This is a genomic window from Corynebacterium halotolerans (assembly GCF_050107895.1).
Classification (GTDB): Bacteria; Actinomycetota; Actinomycetes; order Mycobacteriales; family Mycobacteriaceae; genus Corynebacterium; species Corynebacterium halotolerans_B.
Genome location: NZ_JBNILW010000001.1, coordinates 458,774 through 479,674 on the forward strand (window position 1 = coordinate 458,774; position 20,901 = coordinate 479,674).

The 20,901-nt window shown below is 67.4% G+C and carries 19 protein-coding genes; 12 read left to right on the forward strand and 7 right to left on the reverse strand.

Going from position 1 to position 20,901, the window contains the following annotated elements; translation table 11 throughout:
• Window positions 1-4: 4 nt before the first annotated feature.
• Window positions 5-1,309: a class I SAM-dependent methyltransferase gene (locus ACQCVD_RS02165; protein ID WP_426822036.1), complete on the reverse strand. Its 1,305-nt coding sequence runs from the start codon at window positions 1,307-1,309 to the stop codon at window positions 5-7.
• Between the two features lie 220 nt (window positions 1,310-1,529).
• Between ACQCVD_RS02165 and ACQCVD_RS02170 the strand changes: the two genes are divergently transcribed.
• The 3 genes from ACQCVD_RS02170 to ACQCVD_RS02180 all read left to right on the forward strand — a co-directional run bounded on the left by ACQCVD_RS02170 (window position 1,530) and on the right by ACQCVD_RS02180 (window position 6,282).
• Window positions 1,530-2,924, forward strand: a complete 1,395-nt coding sequence (locus ACQCVD_RS02170; protein ID WP_426822037.1) for an NAD(P)/FAD-dependent oxidoreductase — start codon at window positions 1,530-1,532, stop codon at window positions 2,922-2,924.
• Window positions 2,925-3,211: 287 nt separating this feature from the next.
• Entirely contained in the window at window positions 3,212-4,036 is an 825-nt protein-coding gene (gene thiM, locus ACQCVD_RS02175; RefSeq protein WP_426822038.1) for a hydroxyethylthiazole kinase, read from the forward strand.
• The gene (locus tag ACQCVD_RS02180) at window positions 4,033-6,282 is read left to right on the forward strand and encodes a bifunctional hydroxymethylpyrimidine kinase/phosphomethylpyrimidine kinase (RefSeq protein WP_426822039.1); all 2,250 of its coding nucleotides are present in this window, start codon (window positions 4,033-4,035) and stop codon (window positions 6,280-6,282) included. The genes thiM and ACQCVD_RS02180 overlap by 4 nt, the downstream gene beginning before the upstream one ends.
• 26 nt (window positions 6,283-6,308) lie before the next feature.
• Here the strand turns inward: ACQCVD_RS02180 and ACQCVD_RS02185 are convergent, their stop codons facing one another.
• On the reverse strand, window positions 6,309-6,893 hold the full coding sequence (locus ACQCVD_RS02185) for a class I SAM-dependent methyltransferase (protein WP_426822040.1): 585 nt from the start codon (window positions 6,891-6,893) through the stop codon (window positions 6,309-6,311).
• A 118-nt stretch (window positions 6,894-7,011) separates the two neighbouring features.
• On the opposite strand from ACQCVD_RS02185, the gene corA reads away from it, so the two are divergent.
• Entirely contained in the window at window positions 7,012-8,103 is a 1,092-nt protein-coding gene (corA, locus tag ACQCVD_RS02190) for a magnesium/cobalt transporter CorA (RefSeq protein WP_426822041.1), read from the forward strand.
• Window positions 8,104-8,126: 23 nt separating this feature from the next.
• Here the strand turns inward: corA and ACQCVD_RS02195 are convergent, their stop codons facing one another.
• Entirely contained in the window at window positions 8,127-8,573 is a 447-nt protein-coding gene (locus ACQCVD_RS02195; RefSeq protein ID WP_426822042.1) for a PaaI family thioesterase, read from the reverse strand.
• 106 nt (window positions 8,574-8,679) lie between these two features.
• On the opposite strand from ACQCVD_RS02195, the gene gndA reads away from it, so the two are divergent.
• Window positions 8,680-10,134: an NADP-dependent phosphogluconate dehydrogenase gene (gndA, locus tag ACQCVD_RS02200; protein ID WP_426822043.1), complete on the forward strand. Its 1,455-nt coding sequence runs from the start codon at window positions 8,680-8,682 to the stop codon at window positions 10,132-10,134.
• Between the two features lie 180 nt (window positions 10,135-10,314).
• Window positions 10,315-10,713, forward strand: coding sequence for a hypothetical protein (locus ACQCVD_RS02205; RefSeq protein WP_426822044.1), 399 nt, complete (start codon window positions 10,315-10,317; stop codon window positions 10,711-10,713).
• Window positions 10,714-10,740: 27 nt separating this feature from the next.
• Here ACQCVD_RS02205 and ACQCVD_RS02210 read toward each other — a convergent pair whose 3' ends face one another.
• Complete coding sequence (locus tag ACQCVD_RS02210) at window positions 10,741-11,352, reverse strand: TetR/AcrR family transcriptional regulator (protein WP_426822045.1); 612 nt, start codon at window positions 11,350-11,352, stop codon at window positions 10,741-10,743.
• Window positions 11,353-11,686: 334 nt separating this feature from the next.
• Here ACQCVD_RS02210 and ACQCVD_RS02215 point away from each other — a divergent pair, with 334 nt between their 5' ends.
• The 6 genes from ACQCVD_RS02215 (at window position 11,687) to ACQCVD_RS02240 (ending at window position 18,568) form a co-directional block, all read left to right on the forward strand.
• Window positions 11,687-12,991, forward strand: coding sequence for a DEAD/DEAH box helicase (locus tag ACQCVD_RS02215; RefSeq protein WP_426822046.1), 1,305 nt, complete (start codon window positions 11,687-11,689; stop codon window positions 12,989-12,991).
• A gap of 15 nt (window positions 12,992-13,006) precedes the next feature.
• Window positions 13,007-14,386 (forward strand): hemolysin family protein, encoded by a 1,380-nt coding sequence (locus tag ACQCVD_RS02220; RefSeq protein ID WP_426822047.1) that lies wholly within the window; start codon window positions 13,007-13,009, stop codon window positions 14,384-14,386.
• A complete protein-coding gene (locus ACQCVD_RS02225; protein WP_426822048.1) occupies window positions 14,383-15,432 on the forward strand; it encodes a hemolysin family protein in 1,050 nt (349 codons plus the stop codon). Before ACQCVD_RS02220 ends, ACQCVD_RS02225 begins: the two co-directional genes overlap by 4 nt.
• Before the next feature lie 22 nt (window positions 15,433-15,454).
• The gene (locus ACQCVD_RS02230) at window positions 15,455-16,318 is read left to right on the forward strand and encodes a 3-methyladenine DNA glycosylase (protein WP_426822050.1); all 864 of its coding nucleotides are present in this window, start codon (window positions 15,455-15,457) and stop codon (window positions 16,316-16,318) included.
• A gap of 20 nt (window positions 16,319-16,338) precedes the next feature.
• Window positions 16,339-17,784, forward strand: coding sequence for a hypothetical protein (locus tag ACQCVD_RS02235; RefSeq protein ID WP_426822051.1), 1,446 nt, complete (start codon window positions 16,339-16,341; stop codon window positions 17,782-17,784).
• A 286-nt stretch (window positions 17,785-18,070) separates the two neighbouring features.
• A complete protein-coding gene (locus ACQCVD_RS02240; RefSeq protein WP_426822052.1) occupies window positions 18,071-18,568 on the forward strand; it encodes a hypothetical protein in 498 nt (165 codons plus the stop codon).
• A gap of 316 nt (window positions 18,569-18,884) precedes the next feature.
• Here the strand turns inward: ACQCVD_RS02240 and ACQCVD_RS02245 are convergent, their stop codons facing one another.
• From ACQCVD_RS02245 to ACQCVD_RS02255, 3 genes are all read right to left on the reverse strand, one after another.
• Complete coding sequence (locus ACQCVD_RS02245) at window positions 18,885-19,409, reverse strand: MerR family transcriptional regulator (RefSeq protein WP_426822089.1); 525 nt, start codon at window positions 19,407-19,409, stop codon at window positions 18,885-18,887.
• 130 nt (window positions 19,410-19,539) lie between these two features.
• Window positions 19,540-20,142: a bifunctional nuclease family protein gene (locus ACQCVD_RS02250; RefSeq protein WP_426822054.1), complete on the reverse strand. Its 603-nt coding sequence runs from the start codon at window positions 20,140-20,142 to the stop codon at window positions 19,540-19,542.
• Window positions 20,143-20,149: 7 nt separating this feature from the next.
• Window positions 20,150-20,827 (reverse strand): MerR family transcriptional regulator, encoded by a 678-nt coding sequence (locus ACQCVD_RS02255; RefSeq protein ID WP_426822090.1) that lies wholly within the window; start codon window positions 20,825-20,827, stop codon window positions 20,150-20,152.
• Window positions 20,828-20,901 lie beyond the last annotated feature (74 nt).

Here is a 20,901-nt window from a genome sequence, read left to right on the forward strand (position 1 = left end):
GACGTCACCGCTGGCCGCGCCGGTTCCGGGTGGTCAGCGTGAACTGGACGGCGTCGAGGTAACCGAGCTGGAAGAGCGCCTCGCGCACCGCGTACTGGAACAGCCACATCCGCCGGAACACGGCGTCGAAGCCGTCGGCCGCAGCCTCCCGCTGCTGCCCCTGGAACCGCTGCCGCTGCAGCTCGAGGGTCTTTTCATAGTGGCTTCCCACATGGGTCTGCGCGATGACCCGCAGGCCTGAGGAGCGGTCGAACAGCCGGTGGACATCGGTGACGGTGGGATGCTGCAGACCGGGCCAGACATAGGCGCGAAGCAGGTCGAGCAGCTCACGGGCCGAGGCGGTCATCTCCTCGGTGGCCACCACCGACTGCATCGCCACCAGGCCGCCGGGCACGAGCAACCGGTCCAGCGCCGCGGCGAATCGCAGCCGATCAGGGCCGCTGAGCTCCTCGAGCCGTTCCACGCTGACCACGGCGTCATAGCGCCCGCGGCACTCCTTCGGCCCCGGCACGGCGTGCTCGAGGAGCTGGGTGTGCACGAAATCAGCCGCCCCGGCCAGGGTCAGCCGTTCCCGCACGGCGGCAGCATGCGCCGGATCCGCCGTCAACGTGTCGACGGTCGCCCGGCGCTGCGCCGCGGCGACCGCCACCGCTCCACCCGAGTCCGGGTACTCGAGCAGGTGCGTGCCGGGGCTGACTCCGGCGGCGTCGAGCAGCATGCGCACCGTCCGCTCCTGGGCACCGGCCAGGTCATCGCGTTCCACGATGCTGGGATCAGCGATCCGGGTGACATCCACGAAATGGCTGCCCGGCTCCCGGTTGCGCCCCGCCCCCTTGACGTGCGAGACCACCGCCGTACGTTCCGTGGTGGCGGGGGCGGCGAAGACCCCGCCGAACATGCTCATGCCGTCCGCGGAATTCAGCCGGACCAGCTCGGGAGGCAGCTCCCCTCCCTCATAACGGTCAAACGTCCGCTTTCTGGGCTTTCCCAGCCGGGCACCCGGCTGGTAACCCGCCCCGAGCAGCTTCACCAGCACCGCGGTCAGGTCCCCGGCGCGCCATTCCCCGGCCAGGTAACTCTCCGCCAGTCCGAGCCATCCGGCATCGGCCAGGCGGGGAAACAGAGCCTCCTGATCCACGATGAGATCGGGGGCGTTGTCCGGATCCAGGCTCAGCCCCGCCTTCTCGCAGAGCTTGGCGAAGGCGGCCTCGGCCTGCCTGGCGCGCAGCCGCATCAACGGCCCGGTGGGAACCGTGGCCACCCCGGGCCAGTCTGCGGCGTCGATGCCGCTGAGATGGGAAGCGCTCAAGGTGCCACCACCGTCCTTCCCCCACAAGTGAATCCGTGCCCCGGAAGTCTAACCCTTTCCGGCGGCGCAATCCCGCAGACCTGCCGGAGTAAACCATGATTTCCGGGGGCACTCGGCCCGCACAAGCAATCCCCAGGCTGACCTGCCCGTCAAGGACGGACTAGAATGCGGGGGTAGCGAATCAGAAACCAACATCGAAGAGCAGGAGAGCATCGCACTCATGTCAGAACCCATTCGCCCCGAGGGTGGCCGCCACCATGTCGTCATCATCGGTTCGGGATTCGGTGGCCTGTTTGCGGCCAAGGATCTCAAGAACGCCGACGTCGACGTCACCCTGATCGACCGCACCAACCACCACCTCTTCCAACCCCTGCTGTACCAGGTGGCCACCGGCATCCTCTCCTCCGGCGAAATCGCCCCCTCCATCCGGCAGGTACTGTCCGGCCAGGACAACCTGCACGTGGTCAAGGGCGAGGTCGTGGACATTGACGTCGACGCCAAGACGGTCACCACCAACCTGGACGACCTCACCCGCGACTTCGCGTACGATTCCCTCGTCATCGCCGCCGGCGCCAGCCAGTCCTACTTCGGCAACGACCACTTCGCCCAGTACGCGCCGGGCATGAAGAGCGTCGACGACGCCCTGAACCTGCGCGCCCAGATCGTCGAGGCCTTCGAACGCGCCGAGCTCACCGACGACCCCGCCGAGCGGGAGCGCCTGCTGACCTTCGTCGTGGTCGGTGCCGGCCCTACCGGCGTGGAACTGGCCGGTCAGCTCGCCGAGATGGCCCACCGCACCCTGGCCGGCGAGTACAACAACTTCAACACCTCCTCGGCCAAGATCATCCTGCTGGACGGGGCCCCGCAGGTGCTGCCGCCCTTCGGCAAGCGGCTCGGCCGCAACGCCCAGCGTCAGCTGGAGAAGATCGGCGTGACCGTCAAGCTCAACGCCCTGGTCACCAACGTCGACGAGAACACCGTGACCTACAAGTCCACGCTGGATGACTCCGAGCACACCATCGAGTCGTTCTGCAAGATCTGGTCCGCCGGCGTGCAGGCCTCGCCGCTCGGCAAGCTGGTCGCCGACCAGACAGGCGTCGAGGTCGACCGCGCTGGCCGCGTGAAGGTCAACAATGACCTGTCGGTCGGCGAGTACCGCAACGTCTTCGTGCTCGGCGACATGATCGCCCTCCGGGGCCTGCCGGGCGTCGCGCAGACCGCCATCCAGGGTGGCGAGTACGTCGCCGAGCTCATCTCCGAGGAGGTCGAGGGCCGCAGCATCGAGGAGCGCGAGGACTTCGACTACTTCGACAAGGGCTCCATGGCGACCGTCTCCCGCTTCTCCGCCGTGGTGAAGATGGGCAATGTCGAGGTCACCGGCTTCATCGGCTGGATCCTGTGGCTCGCCGTCCACGTCATGTTCCTGGTCGGCTTCCGCAACCGCTTCGTCTCCGCGATCAACTGGGGCCTCAACGCCCTGTCGCGCAAGCGCTACAACCTGGCCACCACCCGCCAGCAGCTCCGCGCCCGCAAGGCCATGCACCGCGCCGACGAGATCGACGGCTCCCCCGCCGACATGCCGATCGACCTGCGCCGGCAGATCACCCAGAAATGATCTGAGCGCGCCGGCACACCGGTAGCCTGCCACGGCGCCGCCTCCCCCAGGGTCACCACCCGGGAGGCGGCGCCGTCGTCGTCTCCGGAAACGACCGCGACCGGCCCACGGCACGGAATGGCCCGGAACAGTCCGAGTACAGTACCCGCCACCCCCACGCCACCCCCGGGCGCCGCGGCTTTGCTACCGTGGCTGCCCGAGACACGGGGTGCCCGTCCGCCACTGGCGATGGGCTGAGATCACACCCGTTGAACCTGCTCTAGCTCGAACTAGCGAAGGAATCGTCCATGGTGGAACATCCGTCCCAGTTAATTTCTCCTGCCCTCGAACGGCTGCGGCAGACCACACCGCTGGTCCAGTGCCTGACCAATACCGTGGTGCAGCAGATCACCGCCAATGTCCTCCTGGCTGCCGGCGCTTCCCCGGCCATGACGGACACCCCGGAAGAGGCCGCGGATTTCGCCCGGCTCGCATCCGGAGTACTGCTCAACGCCGGCACTCCGAGCGCTTCCCAGTACGCGGGTATGCGCGAGGCCGTCCGCGGTGCGAATGAGGCCGGCACGCCCTGGGTGCTCGATCCCGTCGCGGTCGGTGCCCTGCACCACCGCACCACCTTTGCCCGGGAGATCATCGCCCACCGCCCGGCCGCCATCCGCGGCAACGCCTCGGAGATCGTGGCCCTGGCCGGCCTGGGGGGCGGGGGCCGCGGGGTCGACGCCACCGATGAGGTGGCCGCCGCCATCCCGGCCGCCCGTCAACTGCAGCGCGACACCGGCGCCGTCATCGCCGTCTCCGGCGCGGAGGACGCCATCGTCACCGCCGAGGAGATCATCTGGCTGCGCTCGGGGAGCCCGCTGCTGCAGCTGGTGATCGGCTCCGGGTGCGCGCTCGGGGCCTTGACCGCCGCCTATCTCGGCGCTGCCCGGGACAGCGGCATTCCCGCCGGGGACGCGGTCCTCACCGCCCACGCCCACACGGGTGCCGCCGGCCAGCTCGCGGCCCGGCGCGCCAGCTCCCCCGGCTCCTTCGCGGTCGCCTGGGTGGATGCCCTGTACGAGCTCGACGCCGCCGGCGTCGCTGAGCTGGTGGCGGTCCGGAGGGAGCTGGCGTGAGGGACTTTTCCGTCTACCTGGTCACCGACCCGGAGCTCGGCGGCGGCCGTGACAAGGTCGTCGACATCGTCGACGCCGCCCTCGCCGGCGGGGTCAGCACGGTGCAGCTGCGGGACAAGGAGCTCTCCGACGCCGAGTTCCTCGCCTGCGCCCGGGAGCTCAAGGCCGTCACGGATGCGGCCGGGGTCGAGCTGTTCGTCAACGACCGGCTGGCCGTGGCGGTGGAGCTGGGCGTGCACCTGCACATCGGTCAGGGCGATATCCCGTATGTCGAGGCCCGGCGCCGGTTGCCGGAACACCTGATGATCGGGCTGAGCATCGACCGGCCGGAACAGGTGGAGCAGCTGGTGCACCGGTCCCGCGCGGCCGGGGTGCGGTTGCCGGAGGTGATCGGCGTCGGTCCGGTGCGCGCGACGGCGACTAAACCCGACCACGCCGCCCCACTGGGGATCACCGGCGTGGCGGCCATCGCGGAGCGGGCGCGGCGCGAGGGCATGGCCGCCGTGGCGATCGGGGGCGTCGGACTCGTTGATGTGGCGCAGCTGGCGGACACCCCGGTCGCCGGGATCTGCGTGGTGTCCGCGGTCATGGCGGCGCCGGACCCGGCGGCGGCGGCTCGGGAGCTGCGTCAGGCCTGGGAGGGTTCGCGGGGCACCGGATCCCGGAGCGGTCCGTCCCAGCCGCGGGTGCTGTCGATCGCGGGCACCGATCCCACCGGTGGCGCCGGGATCCAGGCTGACCTGAAAGCCATCGGGGCGGCCGGCGGGTACGGCATGGCCGTGGTGACCTCGCTGGTGGCCCAGAACACCCGCGGGGTGCGCACTCTGCACACCCCGCCCACGGAGTTCCTCGACGAACAGCTGGCCGCGGTCTTCGAGGACGTGACGGTCGACGCGGTCAAGATCGGCATGCTCGGTTCCGCGGCCATCGTGGAGCTGGTCGCCGACTGGCTGGAGCGGCATCCGGTGCCGCTGGTGGTGCTGGACCCGGTGATGATCGCCACCAGTGGTGACCGTCTGCTGGCCGCTGATGCGGAGGAGGCGGTCAGGCGGCTGGCCGGCCGGGTCGACGTGGTCACGCCGAACCTGCGGGAACTGGCGGTGTTGTGCGGTGAGGAGCTGGCCACCGGCCTCGATGAGGCGGTCGGGCAGGCCCTGGTCTTCGCCCGTGAGACCGGGACCACGGTGATCGTCAAGGGTGGGCATCTGCGCGGGCCAGCGGCGGATAATGCGGTGGTCCGTCCGGACGGCCGGGTTGACCACGTGGCCAGCCCGCGGGTGGACACCTGCAACACCCACGGGACGGGGTGTTCCCTGTCGGCGGCCCTGGCCACCCGGCTGGCGGACGGGGACAGTCCCGCTGCGGCCCTGGACTGGGCGACTACCTGGCTCAACGGGGCGATCCGGCACGCCGATGCGCTGCAGGTCGGCACCGGCAACGGGCCGGTGGACCACTTCCACCACCTGCGTGCCCTGCGCCGTGCCGCCGATCCCCGCCCGTGGCCGCACCTGGCGGCTTCCGCCGACGGAAGCGGTGACGGGACGTCCCCGGAAAGGTTGCTGTCCGTGTCTCCGGACCCGCCACCGGTGCCCCGGGTCCCGGCCGCCGGGCCGTGGACCGCCGCACTCTGGCAGGCCACCGGCGCGGTGTGGCGTGAGATCCTGGCGCTGCCCTTCATCACCGGGTTGGGATCGGGTTCCCTGCCCAGCGGGGAATTCGAGTTCTACCTGGCGCAGGACGTCGGCTATCTGCGGGAGTACTCCCGTGCCCTGGCGGGGTTGTCCGTCCGGGCGCCCGAGCCGGAGGAACAGGTGGCCTGGGCGGGCAGTGCCGTCGATTGTCTCGTGGTGGAGGCCGAACTGCACCGCGGCCGGTTGGCGGACCGGGCTGAACGGCCGCCGCTGGGGCCGGTGACGTCGGCGTACACCGACTTTCTCAAGGCCACGGTCTTCGCCGAGGATTATGTGGTGGGGGCGGCCGCCGTGCTGCCCTGCTACTGGCTCTACGCCGAAGTCGGGCTGGAGCTGGCCGGGGCCGATCATCCGGGGCATCCGTACCGTGACTGGTTGGCCACCTACTCCGGCGCGGAGTTTCTCGCCGGGGCCCGGGCGGCCGTTGCCCGGGTGGAACACGCCTTCGCGGCTGCGGCGCCCGCTCAACGGGTGCAGGCCGCGGCCGCCTATCTGACTGCCGCGGTGCACGAGCGGGAGTTCTTCGACCAGGCCAGCCGACTGCGCTACCACTAGGTCCCGGGGCCGGTGAGGGCACGGGCTCAGGCCAGGGAGAACACCGCGACGAGGAAGTCCGAGTTCTCCCGCAGCGGGCGCAGGTCCCAGGAGGCGAAGACGTTGTCCGGTTCCAGCCCGACCCGCTGGGCGGTGGCCATGAAGTCGTCGAAACCCCAGCCACGGCCGGCACCGAAGCCGATCACCGCCCGGCCCTGTGGGGCCAGGGCCCGGGTGATGTTGGCCAGCGCGGGTTCGCGGTCCTCGACGGCGAGGAAGCCCATGACGTTGCCGGCGGAAACCACCACATCGAAGTTCCCCTCGGGCAGCTCATCGCGGCCTAGGTCGCCCACCTCCCAGCGGCAGTCGGGGTAGTCCTGCCGCGCATACCCGACCAGGACGGGATCCAGGTCCGTGCCCACCACGGTGTGGCCCTGGCTGGCCAGGTAGCCACCCACCCGGCCGGTGCCGCAACCCGCGTCCAGGATGCGGGAGCCGCGTTCGGCCATGGCGTCGATCAGGCGGGCCTCGCCGTTGATGTCGGCGCCCTCCGCGACCATGCGGCGCCAGCGGGCGGCGTAGTTCTCCGAGTGGGCGGGGTTTGCTGAGACGATCTCATTCCAGGTAGCCATGCGGTCCAGTATACGGCCGCGGCGGTGCACTTCCGGCCGGTGCCGCGGACTAGGATGGCCGGGGGCGGTTTTCCAGGGCCGCCCCCAGTTTTCCCGAGCAGGAGATTCAAGAAGCACCATGTCCTCCGACAATGAGCGTTCCCGTCTGAGCGGTTTTCCGCTTGCGCGGAACCCGCGCCACGGCTCCGCCCGCGGCCGGGTGCGGGTTCCGGTGGAACGGGTCATCGAGCAGTGCCGGGTCTATATCGACGGGGTGCAGCGCCGGGGGCAGTACAGCCACTCCTCCGCGCTCCGCGAACTCGAGAAGTACGGGGGCGACGGGTTCGTGTGGCTGAGCCTGAAGGAACCGGGTGAGGAGCACATGCTCAAGATCGCCGCGGAGTTCAACGTCGATGAGCTGATCGTCGAGGACGCGGTGGCCGCCCATCAACGTCCCAAGCTGGAACGCTATGACGAACAGTTGTTCATGGTGATCCGCTCGGTGCGGTATTCGGACGAGGCGGAGGTCACCGACCGCCGGCAGATCATCGACACCGCTGAGGTCCAGATGCTGATGGGCAGGAATTTCATCATCACCATCCGGCACGGCACCGATCTGCCTGATCCCCAGCTGAAGATCGCCGATGATCCGCAGCTGCGGGCCGCCGGCCCGTCCGCCGTGGCCTGGGCCACCGCGGACTACCTGGTGGATGAGTACGTGCGCATCGCCGGTCTGCTGGAGCTGGAGGTCGACCGGTTGGAGGAGGAGGTCTTCACCCCCGGCTCCAGCTTCAACATCGAGCAGATCTACACCCTCAAACGCGAGATCCTGGAGATGCGCCATGCCGTGGACCCGCTGATCCCGGCGTTGCGGTCGCTGATTCAGGACAACAAGGACCTGTTCACGAAGCAGCTGCGCTCCTATTTCCGGGACGTCCTCGACCACGCGATGATCGCGGCCGACCGGGTCGACGCCTATGACGAGCGCCTGAGTTCCCTGATCAATGCCGGTGTCGCCCTGGTGTCCCTGCGGCAGAACCGCGACATGCGCACGATCTCCGCGGTGGTGGGGATGGCCGCGGTGCCCACGCTGATCGCGGGCGTCTACGGCATGAACTTCGACAACATGCCGGAGCTGCACGCCGAATACGGCTACTACATCACGCTGGTGTTCATGGTGCTCGCCGTGCTGATGATGTTCTGGTGGTTCCGCCGCAACGACTGGCTCTGAGCCCCGCCGGCCGTGGGACCAGCTCAGGCCGGTTGCTCGAGCACCATGGTGCGCAACGTCGTCCGGGCCACCAGCCGAGCGTCGTGGCGCATGTCCACCTGCCACAGCTGGGTGCGCCGGCCCAGGTGCACGGGCGTGGCCTCGGCGATGATGACGCCGTCGCGCACCGAGGAGATGAAGTCGGTGCTGTTGCTGACCCCGACCACCGGATCACCTCCGGCCGCCGCGAGACCGGCCAACGAACCGGTGGACTCCGCCAGGGCGGAAAACACCCCGCCGTTGACCAGTCCCACCGGCTGGAGGTGCTGCGGGCCGACCGTGATCTCCGCCGTGACGCCGGTCCGGGTGACGCGCGTGTAGCGCACCCCCAGATGCCTTTCCAGTCCCCCGACTTCCGCGTTGAGCTCCCGCAGCCCGGCGGGGTCCAGCCCCGTCTCACCTGCGCCCGCGATCAATTCCAGCATTCTCATGGCCGTCACGTTACCTGCCGGGCGGTGGGTGGCGGTGGCCGGAACGGCACCCGATTCCCGGGGCCAGCGCTGCCGGACGCGACACGTCGTGAGTAGTGTTGTGCCCATGAGCACGCAGAATTCTCTTGCCCAGATCGGCGTCGTCGGCCTGGCGGTCATGGGGTCCAACCTGGCCCGCAACTTCGCCCGCAACGGCCACACCGTCGCGGTCTACAACCGCAGCACCGACAAGACGGACAAACTCATCAGCGACTACGGTCCGGACGGCAATTTCATCCCGTCCAAGACCATCCAGGACTTCGTGGCGTCCCTGGAAAAGCCGCGCCGAGCCATCGTCATGGTGCAGGCGGGCAAGGCCACCGACGCCGTGATCGAGCAGCTCGCCGACGCGATGGACGAAGGCGACATCATCATCGACGGCGGCAACGCGCTCTACACCGACACCATCCGCCGGGAGAAGGAGATCGCCGCCCGCGGCCTGCACTTCGTCGGTGCCGGTATCTCCGGCGGCGAGGAGGGCGCGCTCAACGGCCCGTCGATCATGCCCGGCGGCCCCGCCAAGTCCTACGAGTCCCTCGGCCCGCTGCTCGAGTCCATCGCCGCCAACGTCGACGGCACCCCGTGCGTGACCCACATCGGCCCCGACGGCGCCGGCCACTTCGTCAAGATGGTCCACAACGGCATCGAGTACGCCGACATGCAGGTCATCGGCGAGGCCTACCACCTGCTGCGCTACGCCGCCGGAATGACCCCGGCCGAGATCGCCGAGGTGTTCCGGGAATGGAACGCCGGGGACCTGGACTCCTACCTGATCGAGATCACCGCCGAGGTGCTCAGCCAGGTCGACGCCGAGACCGGTCAGCCGCTGATCGACGTCATCGTCGACGCCGCCGGCCAGAAGGGCACGGGCCGCTGGACCGCCAAGGCCGCCCTGGATCTGGGCATCCCCGTCACCGCCATCGGCGAGGCCGTCTTCGCCCGCGCCCTGTCCGGCGCCACCTCCCAGCGCGCTGACGCCCAGGGCAACCTCCCCACCGGGCAGCTGAGCACCCTCGCGGACCTGGGCGTGGACCGGCAGGAATTCGTCGAGGATGTCCGCCGCGCGCTGTACGCCTCCAAGCTGGTGGCCTACGCCCAGGGCTTCGACGAGATCAAGGCCGGCTCCGACGAGTACGACTGGGACGTCGACCCGCGCGACCTGGCCACCATCTGGCGCGGTGGCTGCATCATCCGCGCGAAGTTCCTCAACCGCATCGTCGAGGCCTACGACAACGACCCCGAACTGGAGTCCCTGCTGCTGGATCCTTATTTCAAGGGGGAGCTGGGGGATCTGCTGGATTCCTGGCGCCGGGTCATCGTGGCCGCCACCCGGCTGGGACTACCGGTCCCGGTCTTCGCCTCCTCGCTGTCCTACTACGACAGCCTGCGCGCCGAGCGCCTGCCCGCCGCCCTGATCCAGGGCCAGCGCGACTTCTTCGGCGCGCACACCTACCGCCGCGTGGACAAAGACGGCTCCTTCCACACCTTGTGGTCCGCCGACCGCTCCGAGGTGGAGGTCTAACTTCCCGCCCATCGCCTACCGACACCCGCTGACCGCGCGGTGTTGTTGTGCCCCGGGAAGCAACCACGGGGAGCGGCACCGGGGACGTACCCGCTCGCTCGGACCCGTCCCGCCGCGCGGGCACGGGTGATCACCGCCCCGACCACTGCGGAAGTCCCGGCTCCGCGGAAAGGACACCCCGTGAATCAACTCCGTGAGTTCTTCGGTCGCACCGAACACCCGCAGCTGAACATTTCCGCCACGGTGTTGGTCGGTGTCGGAGGGGCCGGCCTGCTGGCGTCGAAGGTGATCGCCGCCTTCGCCGACCACGAGCCGGCGTGGGTCATCTGGCTCCACCTGCTCGGCGTGGGAGTGGTCCTCAGCGCGCTGGTTTGGCTGGGCCGTCGCCTGAACCGCCGGCCTGAGGAGGTGGTGCCGCTGGCCCTCTTCCCCTGCGTGCTGACTCTGATGGTGCTCTACGCCTCCACCGCCCAGTGGTTCAGCGTGGGGGCCTACGCCGTCATGGCCCTGGGCCTGCTCCTGCAGGGGATCGGTGAGCGCCGCTCCCGCCGGACTGTCACGGCCGGCGCCCAGGGGTGAAGCCGCGCCCTTCGACGCTGGACCGGATCAGGAGGAGACAGCGCCCGGCCATTCCCGTTCCAGCGCGTTGAGGATGAAGTTGATCTGGGTCTCGAACATCCCGCGGTTCGCCAGGACCTGCATGGGCGAGGCAAACTGTTCCGGCTCACCGGCCGGGGAACCGGTCCCGGGCCTCTCCCGGCGGTACATCCGGAAATTCGCGTGCGCCATCATGGTGACGTAACCGATCATGTCACAGGCGAACATGGCCTGGGCCGTGGTCTTGCCGGCCGCGAGCAGCGGCTCACTCCACCGCTGGAAAAAGTCCGCGAAATGGGACACCGCGGCAGGATCGTTGATCATGACCTTGTCCAGGCCCGGGTAATCCTCGCACAACCGCCAGTACGTGTCCGCCAGGGAATAGAGCAGTTCGCGCCACCCCAGTCCGTGTTCGGGGCCGGTGGTGTTCGTGACGGCGTGGCGGACGCAGGCGTGGACGATGGCGTCCCGGGATTCGAAGAGACGGTAGAGCGCGGCGGCAGCCACCCCCAGGCGTTCCGCCACCTGACTCAGGGTGAACTGGTTGATCCCAATGGCGAATGCGGCTTCGATAACATCCTGCTCGGTGAAGACCGGCTTACGTCCTGGTTTCCTGCTCATTCATCTTAGAATACTGCTCACGGATCCCCGAGCCACCATTGACTCCAATGTTTCTTATATGTGCAGGTCTACAGCACAGAACCAGACCTCGGGGGCAGCCCATTTCCCCTGCCCACGCCCGTTTTATCTGCACGAATGTGCAAGTTAACGCACCTGGGACCGCCCCACCCCCGACAACGAATATTCCTTTCCGCCCACCCCGCCGGGTCGGGGGCACTCCATCCCCAGGTGTCCCCTGCCAGCGCCGCCCGGCTCCGCCCCACCCCGGGACCAGTCAGGCTCCGGCAGGGTCCCAACCATGTTCCTGCGACGGTCAGCGACTACACTGCCAGCAATGACAACCTTCCAGGATCTCGGACTGCCCGCCCCCATCGTGCGCGACCTCAAGCGCCAGGGCATCACCGAGCCCTTCCCCATTCAGGAGGCGGCGATCCCGCCGGCCCTTGACGGCCGTGACGTGCTGGGCCGCGGCCCCACCGGTTCCGGCAAGACCTTCACCTTCGGCCTGCCGATGCTCACCCGCCTGGCCAGCAGCGGCGCCTCCCGGCCCGGCCACCCCCGCGGTCTCGTACTGGTGCCCACCCGCGAACTGGCCGCCCAGGTCAAGGAGCGCCTCGACGATCCGGCCGCCGCAATGGGACTGCGCGTGCTGGAGGTCGTGGGTGGCGTGAACATCAAGCGCAACATCACCTCGCTGGCCGCCCCGGTGGATCTGCTGGTGGCCACGCCCGGGCGTGCCCAGGACCTGATCAACCAGAAGATCCTGAGCTTCAGCGACATCCAGGTCACCGCCCTCGATGAGGCCGACCAGATGGCGGACATGGGCTTTCTGCCGCAGGTCCGCAAACTGATGGACCTCACACCGCAGAACTCCCAGCGTCTCCTGTTCTCCGCCACCCTGGACGGGGACGTGAACAAGCTGGTGGACCGGTACCTCAACGACCCGGTCACCCATTCCACCGCCCCGGTGCAGGCCGCCGTGGACACCATGACCCACTACCGGCTGCTGGTAGGCGGGCGCGAGGAGCGCAACGAGGTCGTTCTGCGCATCGGTGCCAGGGACGGCAAGACCATCATGTTCATGCGCACCAAGCACGGCGTGGACCGACAGGTCAAGAAGCTGCGCCGGGAGGGCATCAACGCCATCGGACTGCACGGCGACAAGGGACAGAGCACCCGCACCAAGGCACTGGCCGGTTTCGCGGACGGTTCCGTCCCGGTGCTGGTGGCCACCGACATCGCCGCCCGCGGCATCGACATCAATGACGTCTCCCTGGTCGTCCACGTCGATCCCCCCGCCGAGCATAAGGCCTACCTGCACCGCGCGGGGCGGACCGCCCGCGCCGGCACCACCGGAACCGTGGTCACCCTCGTGATGGACGAGCAGGCCAAGGAAGTCGGGCAGCTGATGAAGAAGGCGGGGGTGGACGCCCGGGAGGTGAAAGTCACCGCAGACTCTGACACATTGGCTAAGATAACCGGTGCACGCCGCCCCAAGGGAACTCCCATCCAGGAACCCGCTCAGGCCCAGCGGCGCCCGGCGCAGCGCGGACGGCAGCAACCGCACCCGCGCTCGCAGCACTCCCGACGTCCGAAGGCCGGACGCCGACGAACACGGAAAGACGGTCCCACGGCCTAACCACGGCCCACGCTAATGGACATACTCATAGGCATCCTCTCACTGCTGGCCTTCGTGGCACTGACGGGAAGCACCGGACTATTCGTGGCCATCGAGTTCGCGGTCACCGGTCTGGAACGCTCCACCGTCGACAACCACGTCAAGGAGAAGGGCGATCGGAGCGCCCGCGCAGTGCAGAGGGATTTTCAGAACCTCTCCTTCGTGCTGTCCGGCGCCCAGCTGGGCATCACCGTCACCACCCTGGCCACCGGCTTCCTCGCGGAACCGATCCTGTCCCGCTATTTCACCCCCGTGCTGGAACTGGTCGGGCTTTCCGACACCGCGGCCGCCGGCGTCGCCGTGGTGCTCGCCCTGGTCGTCGCCACCTTCCTGTCGATGGTCTTCGGTGAGCTGGTGCCCAAGAACATGGCGATCACCCTGCCGCTGCAGACCGCCCGCGTGGTCACGCACCCGGTGCACTGGTTCAACCTGGTGTTCAAGTGGTTCATCACCCTGATGAACCACTCGGCGAACTTCCTGGTGCGCCGCATGGGCATCGAACCCGCCGATGAACTGGCCTCCGCCCGCTCCGCCCAGGAGCTGGGTGTGCTGGTGCGCAACTCCGCCGAAACCGGTGGCATCGACGCCACCACCGCGCAGGTGCTGGACAAGTCCCTGCGCTTCGGCGACTCCACGGCGGAGGAGTTCATGACCCCGCGCTCGACCATCAACTCCCTCAACGCCGACGCCACCGTCGCCGAGCTGGTGAACCTGGCGCAGGAGACCGGCCACTCCAAATTCCCCGTGGTCAACGGCGACCTCGATGACACGATCGGCATGGTCCACATCAAGGACGCCTTCTCCATCCCCCGCGGCGAACGCCGCAGCTGCACCGTCGGCACCCTCGCTCGCCGGGTACCGTCGATCCCCGCCAGCCTCGACGGGGACGCCGTGCTCAACGCGGTCCGTCTGTCCGGGGCGCAGATGGTACTGGTCGCCGACGAGTACGGCGGCACCGCCGGGCTGGTGACCATCGAGGACGTGGTCGAGGAGATCCTCGGCGACGTCTACGACGAACACGACGACGCCGAGGCCGAACGCGACTTCCAGAAGTTCGGCAGCAGCTGGGAGATCTCCGGGCTGGTCCGGGTGGATGAGCTGACCGAGAAGATCGGCTACGCCGCCCCCGACGGCCCCTTCGAAACCCTTGGTGGGCTCATCATGTCCTGCCTGGGCAAGGTGCCGGACGTCGGCGATGTGGTCCTGCTGCCGGAGACGTCCTCTCCCCTGCGGGATGAATTTGAGACCGGGATCACCGGCCGCTGGATCGCCCGGGTGACCGTGATGGAGGAACGTCGGGTGGACAAGGCCATCCTGACCCCGATCACGCATGCGGAAGCGGAGGACTACCAGTGAACATCATCTCCACGACCCTTCTGATCGTCGGTCTCCTGCTGGCCAACGCCTTCTTCGTCGCCGCCGAGTTCGCCCTGATCTCCTCACGGCGCGACCGCATCTCCTCCCTGATCGAACAGGGCCGGCCCGGGGCCACGAAGGTGCTCTACGCCACCGAACACCTGTCGATCATGCTGGCCGGCGCCCAGTTCGGCATCACGATCTGCTCCCTGGTCCTCGGCAAGGTCGCCGAACCGGCGGTCGCCCACTTCATCGAGGGCCCCTTCCTGGCCGCCGGCGTCCCGGCGGACCTGATCCACCCGATCTCCTTCGTCATCGCCCTGGCGCTGATCACCTTCCTGCACATCCTCTTCGGTGAGATGGTGCCGAAGAACATCGCGATCGCCGGCCCGGAGACGCTGGCGCTCTGGCTCAGTCCCGCCATCATCGGCTGGGTCAAACTGACCGGACCGATCATCGAGTTCCTGAACTGGGTGGCCCGCAAGACGCTGAAGCTCTTCGGCATCGAGCAGAAGGACGAGCTCGACGCGACCGTGGACCAGTATCAGCTGGCCACCATGATCGCGGAATCCCGCTCCGAGGGTCTGCTCGACGCCGAGGAATCCGCCCGGCTGCACAAGGCACTGCACTCGGAGAACCGCAGCCTGCAGGAGGTGCTCATCCCGGCCGAGAAAGTCCGCACCCTCGCCTTCGGCAGAGCGGGCCCGACCATGGGCGAACTGGAGACCGCCGTGGCGGAAACCGGCTTCTCCCGCTTCCCCGTCACCGGCCGGAACAACGCCTACCTGGGCTATATCCACGTCAAGGACATCCTGGACCGGCTGCCCACCGCTGACCTCGACGAGGTGATCCCGCGGGACAAGCTCCGGCCGCTGACCATCGTCGACGGCACCGGCAACCTGGACGACGCGCTGCACGTGATGCGGACACGCTCCGCCCACATGGCACAGGTCCGTGACAAGGGCATCCTGCTCGGACTGATCACGCTGGAGGATCTGATCGAGGAGTACGTGGGAACCGTCTCCGACTGGACCCACGAGAACTGACACGGGTAATTTCTGATAGCTGATGGGCGTTTTAGCTGTTGTGGACTGGCAGGACCGGCGGAACCGGCACCGAACCCGGGCAGAGGGGTTGGTCGCTGACCACCTGGCCCGGCGCAGCCGCGGGGAAAAGCACCCGGTCTTCGACTTCCTCTTCGAGTATTATCCGGTCCGCCCCGCCCACCTGAAACGCTGGCACCCCGGGGTGGGAGTGTGGCTGAGCGGGGAGCCGGAGCACGCCGGTTGGCGGGACTACCACCGCCGCGACGGCCTGGTGGGGGTCGATGCCGCGGCCTTCTGGGAACGTCGCGGCACCACGGCCACCTACATCCGCAACCTGCTGCTCCGGACCGCCACCAATCCGCCGCATTTCGACTGCTTCGGGCTCCACGAGTGGGCGATGGTCTACCACAGCGGCTCCCCGCGCCACGACCTGCCACTGCGACTGGGACGGGCCGGCACCGATGAGGTTGTCGACAGTCACCGGCTCCGCTGCACCCACTTCGACGCCTACCGCTTCTTCACCCCGCCCGCGAAGCCGCTGAACCTGACGGTCCTGGACCGGGAGAGCCAGCCGGACAACGACCAGGCGGGGTGCGTGCACGCGACGATGGACCTGTACAAGTGGGCATCCAAACTCGGCCCACTCGTACCCGGGGAATTGTTCCTGGACACCTTCGAGTTGGCCCGCGATGCCCGAATCCTGGACATGGAGGCCTCTCCCTATGACGTCCGCGACCACGGTTTCGGCGTCGTCGCGATCGAGACCCCCGCCGGCAAGGCGGAGTACGTCGAGCGGCAGCGCGGACTGGCGGAACGCGCGAAGCCGCTGCGCGATCGGCTTGTCAACCTCATTAGTGCCGCGGAACACATTAGACTGCGAAGTTAACCGAAGAAAGGACAGCACCCGTGGGTCGTCATGCTAGCGGCAAGTCCAACTATGCCCTCTCCACCAATGTCATTGTCGCCATCGTGGTGGTGCTCGCGCTGATCGCGGCCGCCACATGGTGGTTCTTCCTGCGTTCCGACGGGGACGGCACGCCCGTCGCCCAGGAACAGGAGGAGTGCAGCCAGGGCGAGCTGACGCTACCGATCGCCGAGCAGCACCCCGGCCTGGCCGAACGCCTGATCAGCGACTTCGCCGGCTCCGATCCGGTGGTGGGCGACCACTGCGTCACCCCCGAGGTCACCGATGACATCTCCCAGGCGGCGGTCTACGTGGCCAGCACGGATGCGGACGCAGACGTGTCGGCCGCCGGGCGGACCGCGGATGGCGACGCCGCCCTGGTGCAGGTGCCGGTCGGCCTGGCCACCACCGACGCGGCGGCGCAGCCGGCGGCCGAGGACGTCACCTACCCGGTCGCCAGCAACGAGGACGCCGCCGTGGTCGCCGCCACCGCCCTGGCCGAGAGCCCGGAGGCCGCCGCCGGGCTGCTCCAGCGCGACAGTGCCCTGACGATTGACGACGCCGTGGCCGACGACGCCCCGGCCATCGCCGTCACCGAGGCCGACCTTCCGGACGGTTATGAGTTCACGCCGCTGGACGCTGCGGCCGAGTACCAGGTGCTCTCCCTGAACAGCACGGATGAGGTGTCGGCGGAACAGGTCAGCTCCGCGGATGCCCTGGTGGCCTTCGCCAGCGAGAACTCCGCCCAGCTGCCCGAGAACACCGTCAGCGCCGCTGATGCCGGGGCAGTGCGCGAGGCCTTCCACAGCGGTACCGGTGTGGCCCCCGAGGAAACGACCACCGACACCGAGCCCCCTGCTGAAGCGGCCCCCGCCGAGGAACCGGCGGACACCCCCGAGGCCGTGGTGGGCGAGCCGGTGGACACCCTCTTCCTGTTGGACACCTCGGGGCAGATGAACTCCGACTTCGGCGACCGCAGCCGCTTCGAGGCCGGCGCCGCCGCCATCTCCCAGGTCGCCCCGCGCCTGGGAGAGACCGGACACGCGTCCTCGCTGTGGAACTACTCCTCCCCGATCAACCCCGGCGTGATGGTCGGATACCGCCAGAACCTGGGCTTCGGCCGGGGCACCGAGGTGGCCAACTCCGTGCAGCTGCTGGGCACCGCCGGGATGCCGCAGACGCGCGAGGCGGTCACCGCCGCCCTGCAGACCGCCACGGACCGCGCCACCGAGTTCAATATTCCCGTCAAGGTGATGGTTATTACCTCCGGAACCGATGACACGATGTCCGACGCCGATTTCCAGGCGGTCCTGGACAATCTCCCGGCCAATGTTCAGTTGTCCGCGTTCCATCTCGGCCCCGGCGAGTTCGATCCGGTACTGAACGCCACCCCGGTGAACAACTACCAGGAGCTGGAGGCGGCGGTGACCCAGTCCCTGGGGCTGTGAGCCACTGCCCCGCTGATCTGCCGCCGAAACTCGCCTGCCGGCCGACGGGAATGCTGATTCCCGTCGGCCGGCGTTGTCGTTTTCCGCCCGCTGCCGAAGACGCGGATTCGCACCGGGTAGCTGTTTGGGAGGGGTATTTAGTAGCACGGTTCTGACGGCCCGATAGCATCTGGATGGCCATCAGATAGCAGAGCTGTCAGGCTCAGAAGGATCTCCAGGAGCTTGGCGTATGATCCAGGTCTGACGGCTTAGTTAACTTCCGACAATGGCAGGGAAGACCCCATCCATGAACGACCCCCAGCCTTTCCTCTTTCGCCAACGCCAGCAGGATCCGCTGTTCCTCGTTTACCGCCGACGCGTGATCCATCGTGGGTCAACTCCCAACGACCCATCCCGTCGTGACGTCATCTGCGCAGCCTTCTGGGAAGAACAGCAGGTCAAGGAACTAGAGAAACAGGCCACGGACCGCGGATACGAACTGTGGTGGGAAACAGTGCCAGTCCACAGTCAGGATTGCTCGGAGCAGCACAATGCCACTGTGTTCGTGGTCTTCGAAGGCGGAATGGCACAGGATAATCCGGATGCTCTGGAATTCTCTGATCCGGTTGGGTTGGCGGTGTATTTCACACGTAATGACGTGGAAGCGGCATTGGAAAGCTACGCTGACTGGGAGTGGGAGGACGTGTGGGAGCTGCCGGTGCCGTGGCAAAGCCCCTTCGCCCTCAACCCATTCACGAAGAAGCGCTCTAGTGGATCACCTGAAGATTACGAATTCACGCTCTAGTAACGGACTCACGCCTGCTCTCTCGTAAAAAGAACAGCATGCAAACGGCCTCTGAAAATGATGGTGCCGCTATCTACTGATCATATAGGTGCTATCTAATCGTCAGAACGGTGCCACTAAAAGCACGTCGCTAACAGTAGCCGCCCCGAGCCGACGGGCACGGGCTTTGACAGCTGACGCTTTCCGTCTCATCCGCACATGGCACGGCCAAACAGAGCCATCATCGGCCGGAAAGCACGCCACGGCCCCTCCTGCTCGTGAGCATGACAGGAGGGGCCGTGGTGGAAACTGATTCAGGCCGGCTGAGGAACCTGGACTAGGAGGTCTTGCGGCTCCGGCGGGCCGCGAGCTCGTCGATGCCGACGACGATGTCATCGGCGTCGACCCGCTCGGACGGGAAGGAGGAGATGGTCCCGGTCAGTTCCTTGACGATGCCCGGCACGGCGATACCGAACACGCCCTGTCCCCCACCCAGCAGGTCGATGACCTCCTCGTTGGAGCGGCACTCGTAGACGGTGGTGCCGTCGGAGACCAGGGTGATCTCCGCCAGATCATTCACACCGTGATCCCGCAGCTTGTCCACCGCCAGGCGGATATTCTGCAGGGAAATGCCGGTGTCCAGCAGCCGCTTCACGATCTTCAGGACGAGAATGTCCCGGAAGGAGTACAGGCGCTGGGAACCGGAACCCTTGGCGCCCCGGATCGAGGGTTTGACCAGATCGGTCCGGGCCCAGTAATCGAGCTGCCGATAGGTGATGCCCGTCACCTGACAGGCGATGGGGACGCGGTAACCGACTTCTTCGTCGGGGCCCAGGTCAAATAATGACTCCTGGATGGCCATGTTTTCGCTCACGAGTGCTACTCCAATGGGAATGGTGGATTACGCCGTTGAAACTATTCTCAGCCAAGGTTAAACCACGGTCAACCCCATCAGGGGCGACACGCCCAAAACGCCACTCCCAAATTCACGCCTAAGAGCGGTTTTGCTCTCCTTCATCCCCGGTTTCACCGGTGTCGTCCTCCGGGTCGAACAGTTCGGATTCGGAGAACCCCAGCGATTCCATGAGCTGGGAGAAGTCGGCATCTGCCTGGGCGTCTCCCGAAGCAGACACCGAAGCGTCGCTCGATACGTGACCGTCACCGACCTCGTAATTGAAGTACTGCTTGAGGTCGGCATCCGCGGCGAAGAAAGAATTCTGGTTCAACACCTCTTCATCGACGTGAATGTCCAGTTCCAGCAGTCGGGCCAGCAGCACGGCATCGGACGCGCGGGCGTCGATCTCCTCGCCGTCGCGCAGCACGATGCTCGCGATGAAGGTCCCCTGATGGGCGGAGACGAGGTTGATGGTCGCCACCCCGGAGGTCATTCCGTTGAGGGTTTCGGCGAGCAGTTCGTGGGTGGAGGGCCGCCGTGGGGAGTACCCCACCTCCCGGGCCTCCAGCTCGGCTGCGGCAACGGGTGAGATCCACAACGGCAGAATGCGGTTCTGTTCCGCCCAGCGCAACAGTACGCAGGAGAAGCCCTCCGGTCCGGCGGAGTGGACGCCGTGGTACTCGACAGTGATCAGGGTCATGGTGCGATCAGGAATCCAATTCTTCGCGCAGTGAGGTTTTGACCAGGGAAGCGTGCAGCGACACGACGAGGGCGGTCATCTGCTGGGAGAGTTCCTCGGCACGTTGCTTGGCGCCCTCCCCCTTGGACATCGCCACCGGTGCCGCCACCTGACCGATCAGCCCGGCCTGGCGGTGGGCGGTGTTACGCAGCGACTTCAGGTGTCGGATGTCGAAGCCGAATTCCTTCAGCGCCAGAGCGGTGCCCACCACCTGGACATCGTCAGCGGTGAAGTAACCGGCTCCGTCCGGAGTGATGATATTGGCCTCCACCAGCTCGAGCACGCTGTCTTCGGTGGTCTCGGCCTGTTCGGCCACATCCGAGTCGGTGAGCCGGGTGATGACCGGGGCACGGAAGTTCTCCGGGGAGATCATCGGTGCGGCCCGGTTGGCGGAGAGAATGGCGGTCACTGCCCCGGAGTCCATGGCTTCCAGCTGTTCCCGGATGACCTTCAGCGGCAGGTAATTGTCCCGCTGGGTCACCAGGATGTATCGCAGCCGTTCGACATCGCCGTCGGTGAAACGGCGGTATCCGGAGGCGGTGCGCTTCGGGGTGATCAGTCCCTCGGACTCCAGAAAGCGGATCTTGGAGACGGTGACGTCGGGGAACTCGCCCCGGAGTTGCTCCAGAACCACCCCGATCGACATGGTCTTGGCGTTCGACCTGGTCGTTTTACGTACTGCGCTCACGATGACTTTCTCGGGGTAGTCGGGACTGGGAC

Bases quoted from the DNA above. Each gene is read 5' to 3' on its own strand.
- ACQCVD_RS02170 (WP_426822037.1), top strand. From the start codon at position 1,530: ATGTCAGAACCCATTCGCCCCGAGGGTGGCCGCCACCATGTCGTCATC.
- thiM (WP_426822038.1), top strand. From the start codon at position 3,212: ATGGTGGAACATCCGTCCCAGTTAATTTCTCCTGCCCTCGAACGGCTG.
- ACQCVD_RS02185 (WP_426822040.1), bottom strand. From the start codon at position 6,893: ATGGCTACCTGGAATGAGATCGTCTCAGCAAACCCCGCCCACTCGGAG.
- corA (WP_426822041.1), top strand. From the start codon at position 7,012: ATGTCCTCCGACAATGAGCGTTCCCGTCTGAGCGGTTTTCCGCTTGCG.
- ACQCVD_RS02195 (WP_426822042.1), bottom strand. From the start codon at position 8,573: ATGAGAATGCTGGAATTGATCGCGGGCGCAGGTGAGACGGGGCTGGAC.
- gndA (WP_426822043.1), top strand. From the start codon at position 8,680: ATGAGCACGCAGAATTCTCTTGCCCAGATCGGCGTCGTCGGCCTGGCG.
- ACQCVD_RS02210 (WP_426822045.1), bottom strand. From the start codon at position 11,352: ATGAGCAGGAAACCAGGACGTAAGCCGGTCTTCACCGAGCAGGATGTT.
- ACQCVD_RS02215 (WP_426822046.1), top strand. From the start codon at position 11,687: ATGACAACCTTCCAGGATCTCGGACTGCCCGCCCCCATCGTGCGCGAC.
- ACQCVD_RS02220 (WP_426822047.1), top strand. From the start codon at position 13,007: ATGGACATACTCATAGGCATCCTCTCACTGCTGGCCTTCGTGGCACTG.
- ACQCVD_RS02230 (WP_426822050.1), top strand. From the start codon at position 15,455: ATGGGCGTTTTAGCTGTTGTGGACTGGCAGGACCGGCGGAACCGGCAC.
- ACQCVD_RS02240 (WP_426822052.1), top strand. From the start codon at position 18,071: ATGAACGACCCCCAGCCTTTCCTCTTTCGCCAACGCCAGCAGGATCCG.
- ACQCVD_RS02245 (WP_426822089.1), bottom strand. From the start codon at position 19,409: ATGGCCATCCAGGAGTCATTATTTGACCTGGGCCCCGACGAAGAAGTC.
- ACQCVD_RS02250 (WP_426822054.1), bottom strand. From the start codon at position 20,142: ATGACCCTGATCACTGTCGAGTACCACGGCGTCCACTCCGCCGGACCG.
- ACQCVD_RS02255 (WP_426822090.1), bottom strand. From the start codon at position 20,827: ATGTCGATCGGGGTGGTTCTGGAGCAACTCCGGGGCGAGTTCCCCGAC.